Genomic DNA, 12,103 nt, shown 5'->3' on the forward strand with positions numbered 1-12,103 from the left:
CGTCATGAATTCGATAGCCAGGTCGATCGAGCTTACTCTGTCCAACAAGGGAATCGAGACATTTTGGCGAGGCGAGCTAGTCTTCTGGACGACGCTTGACTTTGGAACGTGCCGTCCAGCCGCAATTGCGGATCCTCTCGGTCTATGATTCTCGGGAATAGTCGCCTCTTGAAGTTCTGGGTGGCGGCTGTCGCCCCCGGGGATTCGTTATCTCGCTCAAACAGAGCTTCGCAAGCCGAGATGCGCACCCGTTGAGCGATGATGGCGTTGCCGGTCGCAGCGGGAGGTCCCAAACCTTGATGATGTACGAAACGACTCACTTCGCAGGCAAGGTCAGTTAGCCCCGCGCGCATCTGGCAGCCTCTTGTCAGGGACTACCGCGCATCCAGAACTTGTCTATGCCTGACAACTTACAAATGTCTCGTCGCTTTCGAAACAACAAGGTACGAGAGGCCGCGAGTCTTCAAGCCTGGGCAGCGTAATGATCGCTCCCGGCTCTCTCGAGTAGCTATGTGAGAGGCAAAGTACGACTGAAGCCTTGAGAACATCGCTATGCTATTCGGCCGAGCTAGCGGCCGATCCGGTGATCGCCTCGCGCGGATTCTCTGATCCTTGAGCGTGACTACTCAATGAACCCACCCAAGAGGCGCTTTCGCAGCTGGCACGAAGATTGCTCGACGTTTGCTAGTCAAAATGAGGGGCCTCCTATGAAGACAGTGCGATGCCTGCATCAGCATGCATCAACCGTCCACACCTTCTTGAATGATCGCAATTGCATTACAATCACTGAGGCCCTTCGCAAAGGCAAACACCGCTAGGCATCTTACGAAACCCTTCCAGGGCACGAATCGATACGATTCTTCACAAGAGGACAGACGCCCTTCAAGCGACATCTCATCGGAGATTTCCCGGATAAGCAGCGATCTGCGCAGCCTATTTGTCTTGTTCAGGGAGACCAGTTGCCCGAGTGCTGCGCATTTTTAGTCTCCTTTGTCGCCTGTCGCGGGGGACTGAGTTGATCGGTGAAGAACCGCATAATTTGGAGGATGCCGCATGAGCGAAACGACTTTGGTTGGCGATGGCATTCCGGATAACGCCGTCGCCAAACGCGCAGCTCGCATCGGCGCTGAAATCAGAAAAATCAAACTCTCGGGCGATTTACCGGACCAGTCGATCGCAGCAATCAATCGATTGCTGCTTGAGCATAAGGCGATCTTCTTCCGTGATCAGTTTCATCTCGATGACGCCGAGCAGGAGCGCTTTGCCGCGCGCTTGGGACAGCTTGTTCCGCATCCAACGCTCGCTACGACCGGGGCAATGACGTCGCTTCTCGAGCTCGATTCTTCCCGCGGCGGTGGCCGGGCCGATGTGTGGCACGCAGATGGAACGTTCCTTGATGCTTATCCTAAAATTCTGGTGCTTCGGGCTGTTGTGATTCCACAATTCGGCGGCGATACGATCTGGTCAAATACCGCAGCCGCTTATCTCGACCTGCCGACGCCGCTGCAGCGGCTTGCCGAACAGCTACGGGCAGTCCACAGCAACGCCTTCGATTATGCTGGAATGGCTCGCGTTCGTGCAGTCGATAAGAAGCATTTTGACGAGGTCTTCACCAAAACGATCTTTGAGACCGAGCATCCAGTCGTGCGAGTTCATCCCGAAACCGGCGAGCGTGCACTGATGCTCGGCTGTTTGGTGCAGCGCTTCGTCGATATTCCGAAATTCGATGGCCAGAAGCTGTTCGATTTATTTCAATCCCACATCATCGCGCCTGAAAATACCGTCCGCTGGAGCTGGAAGGAAGGTGATGTTGCGATCTGGGACAACCGCGCAACACATCACTATGCCGTAAATGATTACGGGGACCAGCATCGCATCGTTCGTCGCGCCACGATCCAGGGGGACGTGCCCGTCGGTGTCGACGGGCGCTGCAGTGTAAAGAGCCTGGAGATCAACAAGCAGCTGCCCCATTGAAGTTGCCTGGCGCGCCCCTTTCCCGAGTTTCGTTCGAACGTCCCATTGATGGTTGTCCGGCGGAGTTGTCGCACGTGTCCCTATTTAAGATTCCGTGTCGAAAGGCGGAGGCCCCCTTCGGTGATTGGGCCTACATCACTTGCACGCAGCCCCCGCGCGAACTTGAAGCATAGAGCCGCGCAGGCCGACATTCAGTGAGTGAAACCGCAGCTGGTAACAAGCTTTGCCCGATATTCGTCTCTCTTGTGTCTGATAATTCCAAGCTGCGCGTTGCTGCCCTCCAATCGCAGCACTAGGGGCAAGTCCGCGTAAGGTGTTTGCGTCCCTGCCGGCGATTGGCGCAAACGGGCACATCTCCTGTGTTCTCCAGCCACAAGGAAGCCGACTATCGACAATCGGAAGCGGCAGACACCGATGTAGCGCCTGAATTCCACGTTAGTGCGCAGCCGTTTTCGACTAAATTCACTACAGCGTTTGTGCGAGGCTAGGGTTGACAGGCCTGACTAAGCTCCAGCGTGCAGTCCCTGATTACGCGTAGGGCCGGAGAGAGCTCGCTTGAGAATCGCCATGGAGTCCTGAGTGCAATCCTCGGAGATGGCCCACGCCAGCTGGGCTTCAAGATTGAAGCTGGTAGCGTAGGGTTCAACAAAACCATCGGTCCAACATTAGGTAGATTGCGAAGCCTCGAGCCATGTCAATGTGCCGCTAACGCGTCATCGAGGAAGAGAGGCTGACTGCGTCCTCTCCCAGTTTTGCCCTGACTGTACTCTGATGGGCGCCAACGCCACAAACATATAAAACAACATACAAGGCGGGCGAAGCGGAGCTCTTCCTCTACGTGAACGAGGCGGTGATCGCGCCTGCTATGTGTCTACGACAGCTTCTACCGATAATGGGAGCCGGACCAAAGTGACAGTCCGCCTTCTGTGATCATCCAGATGCACCGCATCCGAACGGCCGATCGCGGCTAAATGACCTCAAAGTACCGCTCTCGTTCACAGTCGGACACTCGATGTTGAACAGCATCCCACTCCCACCGCCGGGAGCGGGAAAACGCTTCAACAAACCTGTCGCCGAAAACGTCAATCGCTTCTTGAGACTGCGCAAACCGGGATGTGGCCTCAGCCAAGTTCTGAGGAAGCGGCTCATAGGCAGCGTGTCTTTCTTCGCTTGCATCACCAGCAATTGGAGTTGCCAACACAGCATTCTCTTCAACGCCCAGAATACCGGAGCCGATGGCACCGGCGAGCGCGAGATAGGGGTTTATATCTGCGCCGCTCAATCTGTATTCAAGACGGTGCGCGGACTCGTTGCCCGGAATGACCCGTACTGCACAAGAGCGATTATCAACTCCCCAACTCGGACAGGTTGGAGCCCAAAAGCCGGGCAGCAGCCTCTTATAGCTATTCACGTTGGGCGCAGCGAGGACACAAAAGTCGTTCATGTATTTCAGCTGTCCGCCGACGAATTGGTTCATAGTTCCCGAGATGTTGCGGCTCGCCTTGCCGTCGTAGAATGCATTCTGACCATTCGACGACATTGAAATGTGAATATGTCCCGACTGTCCTGGCCAATTCTCCGAAACCTTGGCCATAAACGTTGCCATCATGCCCCGAGTCTGAGCCCAGGATTTCACAATCGATTTGAGTAAGACTGCCCGATCCGCAGCCTCGAGGGCATCGCAATGACGAAGCGAAGCCTCAATCGCGCCAGGGCCGGTTTCAAAGTGGAGCCCGCTGAGGGGTAGTCTAGCATCATCACAAAAGGCCAAAATCTCGTCGAACAGCTCATTGCTGGCGAGGGTGCGCGCTACTGAGTAGCCGAATGGGCCTCGCGTTAGGGGGACCCATTGATCATATGGTTTCTTATGAATTGTCTCCGCGCTCTCATTAAACAGCGTGAACTCAAACTCGAATCCAGCAGTGCAACTGTATCCGTGGTCAGCAGCTCTGCGTAAAACCTTCCGCAAAACACCACGTGGGCAGATGCTCTCATGCGCACCTGCAAACTCCGCGAGGTAAAGAAAACGGTCATGGCAAGTAGGTACCGCGCGCGCGGTGGCCGACAAAACACGCAGATCGGCGTCTCCGAATACTGAAGGCAGCTCTTGCGCAGAATTGGCTTGTATCACTCGGTCCGAGCAATCCCACGCCAGCACGGCTTCGGAGAACTTGATTATCCTGTCACCAGCCGAGACATCGTCGGACAGAACAAGCTTGCCTCGAAGAACACCATCAAAGTCGCATACGCCAATCAAGGCCTTACGCGACTCATGCAAGGGACCCACCTGTCGTTCGCTTGCCATCAACTCTGACCCTGCGCCCTCAACTCGAACACCTGGTCCATACGCATTGCTCTCAGCTTGCGATAGTCGTTATCAAGCTCAGTCAAGTCATTGCTCACGAGATACACGATTCCCGGAGTAGATGCTAAGTCGGTCGTCCGGACCAGGTTTTGACCTATCGGAACAAATGCTATCGCATCGGCGAAGCTGGGCAGCTTGCGGATTGATTCGAGTCCGGGATAGCCGTTGACAACACCATCCATATCGGAGACGAGTGAGACGCACAGTGCGTGAGCCTTCCGCCTGTAAGGGCCGCGTCGCCTCATATACTCAGTGAAGCCGATGGGATCTGCGTAGCGCCACGCCGTCGATGTTATATGATTGTGGCCCAAAGCCATGGTCCGGGCTTTTGCGGACATTGTCCCTTGAAGCCGCGCTCCACAGTCCACCAGAACCGGCCCCATGCGATCTACGATGATCTCGGCATGAGCAGGTCCGTTGACGATCTCAAGCGCCTTTAATGCCTGCACCAAATAGTCCGACAGCTCTTGAACAACCGGCTCCTCGCCTTCCAGCAGCTGCTCAAGCGAGCAGACGGATGCCGCGCCCTTGACGAGAACAGTGTCATAAGTCCACACCTCCGTGATGAACGTTTCGCCATCGATCGATACAGCGTTCACGGTGTACTGTTGACCGTTTATCTTCTCTTGGCCAAGTGCAAAGCGATTCATCACTCCGAGGCAATTTGTTTTCCCGACAATAGCATTCACAGCCCTGCGAACATCAGCATCGGTCGAGCAAAAGAACACGTCCTCCGTACCAGCGCTGTTCAAGGGCTTTATCACGATTTCGTCGAAGCGCTGTTGACGCATCCAGGTTGTGACGTTTTCGGCGTTGTCGGATACAACTTGTCTGATCGATCGCACCCCTGCAGACGTCAACGCGTCAGACAAGCGTGACTTGTCGCGCCTTGCAGCTGACAACGCGGTCCCATTCGAAGGCAGCCCGATCCGTTCGGATAACGAATCGGCAAGCTCAACTCCTGATTCGCATCCGGCTATGATGAATTCCAGCTCTCTACCTCGAAGGGCCTCCAGATGAAACTGCACGACCTCCTCGTCACTCATGCGCTCGCCCGGCCTAAGGACTTCATCATAGACGTCGGCGTTGAAGTGCGACTGAAAGATTGGCGGAATCTGCGCACTCGACATCGCGTGCACAGTCTTTATTCCATAACCTTTGAACTCTTCCGGGAGGTATCGGCCTGTTGAGTATGCGTCGACTATGACACAAACACGTTCCTTCATGCGGATCTCCGGTACTGGAAGTAGAGGTTACCCACGGCGATAGCCGAAATGAGAACATTTCCCACGAGCGTATAAAATGACGGCACGATGCGAGAATCGAAGTACTGGAACAGAAACGTAATGATAGGTGCCGTGGACAAGACCATGTTGACGGTGAATGGCTCTACGCGGCGAATGCCCTCTTGCACCAGGAGCAAGGGAACAACGATCGTTGAAAGGGCAATCATGACGATTGCAAGCCAATGCTGTGAGAGTTCTTGTAAGATACTGGAATGATCGCTCAATCCCAGCAACAAGAGGATTGCTCCGTAGAAACGATGAGCCAGTACTTGTCGGCTAGATAATCCACGATCAAACAGCAGTTTCACGAGGATACTGGTCAGCGAAAGCGACAGCCCAGCTACGATTGCCAGGAAGATCCCAAGGGATGATCGTGGGCCCCATTCGATTCCAGCGTTGCCGCTGGCCGCGATCCAGACCATGTAACTACCGACAGCCGCAATCAGAACGCTCGCGACGACATCTGATTTGGGGAGACGTCCCTGCCCCCTGATCAGTGCATTCAACCATGCTGTTGCAGTGGGTCCTAATGCCACCATGAACGTGACGACGATAGCGGGCTCGGCATATTTCAGTCCGACAAACAAGCCGATCCAGCTTATCGCGGTGACACAATTGAGCGACACAAAGGCAAGACTCGATGACTTCCCCACTCTCACTGCAACGCCTTCGCGGTGAGCCAAGACGTTGAATGTCACGCTTACAATAGCAAAGGATAGCAGGAGAGTGATCCATACATTTGCTTGCTGGAAATACGCTGCTGCATAGACGTCACCTGCGGCGCTAACGAGAACATAGAGCGCAACAAGGAGCACTCCTGCAGCGAATTGCCCGCTCGGCCTGTGCAAAGGCTGCAGAACTGCGCGAAACCAGAACCGTGATGTCGCGGACGTTTTAGATGGATCTCGCTCTTTCGATCCTAAAGGGTCCCTTTTCGATTGGAGTTTCACAAGCGGCCTCTGCCACTTTCTGAGCGGTACGTGACGCACGCCGCTCCAAATGCGCTGAAAAGCTGCTTGCTCAGGGGATCAGTTTCGACGTGCCATTCGGGGTGCCACTGCACCCCAATCTGCAGCGTCGGCCCGCCTGTTACCGAGGCCGCCTCGATCAGACCGTCGGACGCCCAGGCTTCAGGCTTTAGCGCAGCCGCAAGCCTTTCTATGCCCTGATTATGCAAGGAGTTAACGTGTGCTTCGGCCGCGCCAGCGATAGGAAGGAGAACGCCGTCCGGACAAAATTTCACGGTGTGCGCTGTATCGTACTGGCGATCCCTCGGCAAACCGGCCTTCTCAGCATGCATTTGTCCGCTTTGCAGCCCCCATTCGGACAGGGATGGGTAAAGTGTGCCGCCAAAATAGACGTTAAGCTCCTGAAGGCCGCGGCAAATGCCCAGTATCGGCATCCCAAGGGCAACGGCCTTCTCAATGGCTGCCGCCGACAGTCTGTCACGAGGACGATCTCTCACGCCAGCTTGAATGTCGTGCTGACTTGTCGCCCTCAGCCTGCCCGAAGCGGACGAGGTGAGGATGACTGGATCAATATTCGATTCATCCCCCGTCAACATCAAACCGTCGAGCCTGTTCATGATCGTCAGATCATTGTCGAGTTCGGCATCCTCAGCATCGATTGTCGGCAATATCGCGCAAGCCACGCCCGCATAGCGGACGAGAGCTTGGACGTATTTGCGCCGCAACCAGTCCCGGTGCACGCCATCTGCCAAAAGACGGTTTGAGGTTACGCCCACCACGGCTCGTGCTTCTGTCCGTTGCGATATCAAGCCGACCGCTCCTTCGCATCGCGACACGCCAGAGACTGTTGATACAAGCGCCGATTTCGGTCCATCAACTGGGCAATGACGCTAGGTTGACCTTGAGGTCCCTTGACGAAGAGCCCTCCCCACGTTGCGGCAACACTTGCGTAGTGAGGATCCTGCATTCGAATTTTCTGAGCTTTGTGCAAGAGCCAGAAAGGAATACCGGGGGATAGGTGGTGCTCAAGGTGGTATTCGTCCAAATTCTGACCCAAAATGGCGCGCTCGATAAAATTTCCCTTTCTATTCCGGGTCAGGTAGACATTCTTTGTCTCGGTCTCGCACATTGGTGAGTGCTCGGCGAGCTCGATGAACCAGCCGAGAACCTGAAACGTTGTGAGGTAGGGCACGATCCAAAACAGGACGACGATGTGGAGCAGTCCAACGAGATATGCCCCACCGAGTATGAGTATCCAGAAGAGATAAAAGCCATATTTGTCGACGAGGATCCCCGACCGGCTCTGGTCCTCGACACTTATCGAGAACCGATTGGTCCATAGGTACTTCAGATACACGACTGTCGCGCCGCCCAATATCGGCTTCCAGATCATGTTGAAAGCGTACTGCTTAGGGGGCAGGACATCGTAAACGCCGCTGGACAGGAAGAATTTCAAGTCGGGATCCTTCTCCGGATCGCCGAGATATGGGTGATGCAGATATACGTGTGAAATGCGGTAGGCCCAGTGGCGCTGGAACAAGGGATATGCCGCGAACAAGATGCCCAGGATGTAGTTCCAGGTCGTATTCTTCGCGAGCGTGCGGTGCGCGGCATCGTGAGCGATCGTCGTCAATCCGCGCTGGTAGGCCCCAATCAAGAGAACTGCGATTGGATAGAGCCAATAGGAGACATGGACCGTCGTAAGGACGCAAGCTGCGATCACAGCGTAGTCTTTCACGATGTAAACGGCCCCCGTGATGTTATCAGGTCTCAGCGCGGAGAGCTGCTGGTTGATCTCGCGATCAAATTGAACCGGCTCAAAACGCGACGACCTCAGTTTCCAAGCATCTGCCTGTTTCATGAGAACCCCTTCCTGGATCGGCTTTCAGGTTGTCAGATTGCGGAAAGCGCCTTTTCCAAGTCCTTGATGATGTCGGTAATATCTTCGATGCCGACGCAAAGCCGGATGGAGCCGCCGAATATGCCGGCAGCCTCGCGCTTTTCCCGCGGGACAGTGGTGTGGGTCGTAGAGACAGGATGGGTTACTAGCGTGCGGGCATCCCCCACATTCGATACGTGATACATCAAGCTGACGTTCTGGATGAACTTGCGGCCGGCTTGCTCGTTCTCCACCTCAAACATGATCATCGCTCCATGCCCGTACCCGCTATCGAGCGTCTGATCGATGATTTCCCGGTCAGCTCCTTCAAACAAGCTCGGGTAGTAGACCCGACGCACTTTTGGATGTTCATTCAGAAAGTTGGCTACAATTCTGGCGTTCTCGCAGTGCTCCTTCATGCGAAGATGCAGGGTTTCCAATCCTTGAATGAGCTGGAAGCTTGCAAATGGCGAAATGGCCGCGCCAGTATCGCGCAACCAAGTCATGCGCGCCTTGAGAAGAAACTCGCTCTTTCCGAGGTCATCGACCTCCACCAACGCATTGCGCCAGATGATTCCGCCGTGCGCATCGTCCGGACCGTTGAACAGCGGAAAGCGAGACCTTCCCCGATAGTCGAACTCACAATTGTCGACGATCAGTCCGCCGAGCGTCGTCCCATGACCGCAAATGTACTTCGTGGCAGAGTACGTCGTAATCGCAGCGCCGAGAGCTGACGGCCGGCATACCAGGGGGGTTGTCGTATTGTCCACGACCAGGGGGACGCCGTGCCTTCTGCCGATCTCCGCTAGCTGTCGTACAGGAAGCGGAATCAGACAGGGATTCGAGATCACCTCCCCGAACAGACATATTGTCCGATCGTCAATGGCACGTTCGAAGGTCTCGGGGTCTCGAGGGTCGGCCGTCCTTACGCTGATCCCAAGACGCTTCAAGGTGTTGTGGAGCAGATTCCATGTATTTCCGTATAGATACGGAGAAGCGACGACGTTATCTCCCACCTCACCGCTTGATAAGTTTACGATCGCGAGAAACGTCGCCGCTTGGCCCGATGCAACAGCCAGCGAGTCGCTTCCCATGTCGACGGCGGCATACCTTTTTTCCAGTGCGCGGGTCGTCGGATTGATGATCCTGGTATAGGTGAAACCATCAGCCTTTACGTTGTAGACGTCAGCAATATGGTTCAAATCGCCATCGAGCTCATAGGCCGTGCTCTGATAGATCGGCACTGCCACAGCTTTCGTCGCCGGATCACGGCGGTATCCTGCGTGGAGAGCAGCAGTTTCGGTTGAATATGGAAGCTGCGCGATGGCTGCCGTTGGGCCCGAGATCTCTGCGCTGCTGTCGCGAGTCTCCTGGGCTGACGCTTGCCCCACAGACCTAGGCCGACCGGACCGGAAGTAAGTGCGAAAGGCACAGCCCAACCGCTCGATCCAATCGTATCGAATCTCGCCAATACAGCCGATCCTAAAACTGCGGGTAGGAAGGTGCAGCTTAGAGTAGATGTAGAGATTATGGGCTGCCAGATGGCGGTATAGCCCATCAAACGCCACCTGGTCAGAGATTCCAGCTGGAGCGGTGAACGCCACGCAAACCGGCGACTGCAGGTGCTCCGCAAGCAATGGGGGCACCACCCCTTCCAGCTCTCGGATGATGCTGTCCTTTATCTTCTCATACCTGCTGCGCCTGGCATCAGTGCCTTCGATGCTCAGGATCTCCAATGCCTTTGTAACTGCCTGAACGATGTGTGTTGGAGGGGTTGATCGCCATTCACCTGTGCGTTCAAGCGACCGCCATTGATCTCTGACGTCGAGAACAAACGATCGTGGCTCTTGGAGAGCATTCTCAAGGAGCTCGCGGGAGGCAATGACAAAAGCCAATCCCGGTGGACCTTCGATGCACTTGTTGCTCGACGTAACAATGACGTCTGGTCCGCCACGACTCAGATCGATGTTGACGCCGCCGAAAGAACTCATCGCGTCAACGATAGTCTTCACGCCACGTCGCCTAGTCACTTCCATGATCGGCTCGAGCGGATTCACAATTCCGGTCGTCGTCTCGCAATGGACGACGCATACGTGCGTGATACCTGACTCTCGGCTCAAGCGCTCGGCGATTTCCTCAGGGTCCAAGGGATCGGTGGCTCGCTTGATAAGCTTCACCGCCTCGACGCCCCATAGCCGAAGAATTTTGAGAATGCGCTCTCCATAAATGCCGTTTATGCAAACGAGCGGCCGATCGGCCCGGGTGAGGAAGGAAGAGAGAGCGGCCTCCATTCCAAAGGAGCCGCCCCCCTGGATAGGAACGACCGAATAGCCTTCCGCATTGCCCGACACATTGAGCATAAGCCGCCTCATGCGCGCGGTCACTTCCTTGAACTCGCAATCGCGCGATGCAAGGTCGAGCTGCATCTCGGCCTTCACTGCCGGTGATAACGACATTGGGCCAGGCGTCAGCAAAGAACGTTCTCTCGTCACACCATCCCCTTTATGTTGCACTCATTAAGATTCGGCAGACGCACACGATGTGTTTCGCCTGACGTTGGCCAAGCACCGGTAAACGGCACGCTCGAGCCTCTCGCCGATTCAGACCTGTCTCCGTAGCGCGCACCTAAGTCATTCAGCTCTCGGAGGACTTGGCCCAATCGCATTGGCGCTCGCACCGTTGCAGCGGCGCATCAGTCTCTTTTCGCATGAGATGCGGGTCGAGGGTCAGCACTCGCGTCGTCGGCAGTCCGCCAGTCTGCTTACGTGTAATCAACCATCCACAGTGAGAAGGGCGTCTGTCGGACGCGCATTGATAGCGCCCCAGACACATCCAACTTCACGATAGTCGCTGATGACCGGAGTCATGGCGCTTGCGCCTCGGACGTTCGCACTCTTTGTCACTCGTTTGGAAGGCTTCTAGTGCCGAAGCCCGTCACCTCCTATTTTGATATCTTACAACTTGACGTAAGGTTCGATTCAACCCTCTCAGATCGCTAGCCGAGATATTTTTTTCGGACAACGCAGCTGTGTCGCATTTAATTCGGGGCGGCTTCCGTCTGTGTACGATTTCCAAGATGACTGTCATGAAACTCCAAAGGTAAGACGACCCCAAGCGTCTAGAGGACAAATGACATCGGGCCTCTGAAGAGAAAGCTTGTGGCGGAATGCGATCGACGAGCGGGCTTAGCGGCTACCCGAGCGGTGCAGCGCGACTTTGCTGTGTACGGAAGCTGCCAAACAAGCCCGCGGCTGGCGAACCTGCCTTCGATGAACACGCCGTAGACAATGGCGCCGGCAATTCTTAAAGGATCGCTGTGATGGCCTGCTTGACGACCCGCCCTGTCCGGCCTTGCACCATCGACGACGATCAGGCTGCCCGGCGGACAACGAACGACGCTAGCCGACGCGAAACACTGCTCGGTCCGCTCGACGGAAAGCGGTTCTTCCACCATGATATACCGAATGTGGGCGCCGTTCGACTTGCAGCCGCACCGTAGCATTCAAGGCGTCGAGCGAACCGCTGTTTATCGATTGGATACGCGCTATCGGCGGCCCTACTATCCAGCCAAACCTAGCACTTGTGATCGGTATCGATGAGAAACGTCAGGTTCGGCACGATCGCGAGCAGC

7 protein-coding genes are annotated in these 12,103 nt (G+C 55.5%); 1 reads left to right on the forward strand and 6 read right to left on the reverse strand.

What is annotated here, in order from left to right; all coding sequences use genetic code 11:
• Positions 1 to 1,053 precede the first annotated feature (1,053 nt).
• On the forward strand, positions 1,054 to 1,974 hold the full coding sequence (locus NLM27_RS25300) for a TauD/TfdA family dioxygenase (RefSeq protein WP_254145916.1): 921 nt from the start codon (positions 1,054 to 1,056) through the stop codon (positions 1,972 to 1,974).
• A gap of 967 nt (positions 1,975 to 2,941) precedes the next feature.
• Here the strand turns inward: NLM27_RS25300 and NLM27_RS25305 are convergent.
• The 6 genes from NLM27_RS25305 to NLM27_RS43625 form a co-directional block, all read right to left on the reverse strand.
• The gene (locus NLM27_RS25305; RefSeq protein WP_254148916.1) at positions 2,942 to 4,261 is read right to left on the reverse strand and encodes a glutamine synthetase family protein; all 1,320 of its coding nucleotides are present in this window, start codon (positions 4,259 to 4,261) and stop codon (positions 2,942 to 2,944) included.
• Positions 4,262 to 4,278: 17 nt separating this feature from the next.
• Positions 4,279 to 5,565, reverse strand: coding sequence for an ATP-grasp domain-containing protein (locus NLM27_RS25310; RefSeq protein WP_254145917.1), 1,287 nt, complete (start codon positions 5,563 to 5,565; stop codon positions 4,279 to 4,281).
• Positions 5,562 to 6,440: a DMT family transporter gene (locus NLM27_RS25315; RefSeq protein ID WP_254145918.1), complete on the reverse strand. Its 879-nt coding sequence runs from the start codon at positions 6,438 to 6,440 to the stop codon at positions 5,562 to 5,564. Before NLM27_RS25315 ends, NLM27_RS25310 begins: the two co-directional genes overlap by 4 nt.
• 131 nt (positions 6,441 to 6,571) lie before the next feature.
• A complete protein-coding gene (locus NLM27_RS25320) occupies positions 6,572 to 7,402 on the reverse strand; it encodes a gamma-glutamyl-gamma-aminobutyrate hydrolase family protein (RefSeq protein ID WP_254145919.1) in 831 nt (276 codons plus the stop codon).
• Positions 7,399 to 8,454 carry a dhydrorhizobitoxine desaturase gene (rtxC, locus tag NLM27_RS25325; protein ID WP_254145920.1) on the reverse strand — a complete coding sequence of 352 codons (1,056 nt, stop codon included), beginning with the start codon at positions 8,452 to 8,454 and terminating at the stop codon, positions 7,399 to 7,401. The genes NLM27_RS25320 and rtxC overlap by 4 nt, the downstream gene beginning before the upstream one ends.
• A 32-nt stretch (positions 8,455 to 8,486) precedes the next feature.
• On the reverse strand, positions 8,487 to 10,898 hold the full coding sequence (locus NLM27_RS43625; protein WP_375142269.1) for a 2-aminoethylphosphonate--pyruvate transaminase: 2,412 nt from the start codon (positions 10,896 to 10,898) through the stop codon (positions 8,487 to 8,489).
• Positions 10,899 to 12,103: the final 1,205 nt, after the last annotated feature.

Source organism: Bradyrhizobium sp. CCGB12, assembly GCF_024199845.1.
Lineage (GTDB): Bacteria > Pseudomonadota > Alphaproteobacteria > Rhizobiales > Xanthobacteraceae > Bradyrhizobium.

What these genes read in the sequence shown, in the direction of transcription:
- NLM27_RS43625 (WP_375142269.1), bottom strand. Translation starts at nt 10,898, where the DNA reads ATGCAGCTCGACCTTGCATCGCGCGATTGCGAGTTCAAGGAAGTGACC.
- rtxC (WP_254145920.1), bottom strand. Translation starts at nt 8,454, where the DNA reads ATGAAACAGGCAGATGCTTGGAAACTGAGGTCGTCGCGTTTTGAGCCG.
- NLM27_RS25310 (WP_254145917.1), bottom strand. Translation starts at nt 5,565, where the DNA reads ATGAAGGAACGTGTTTGTGTCATAGTCGACGCATACTCAACAGGCCGA.
- NLM27_RS25300 (WP_254145916.1), top strand. Translation starts at nt 1,054, where the DNA reads ATGAGCGAAACGACTTTGGTTGGCGATGGCATTCCGGATAACGCCGTC.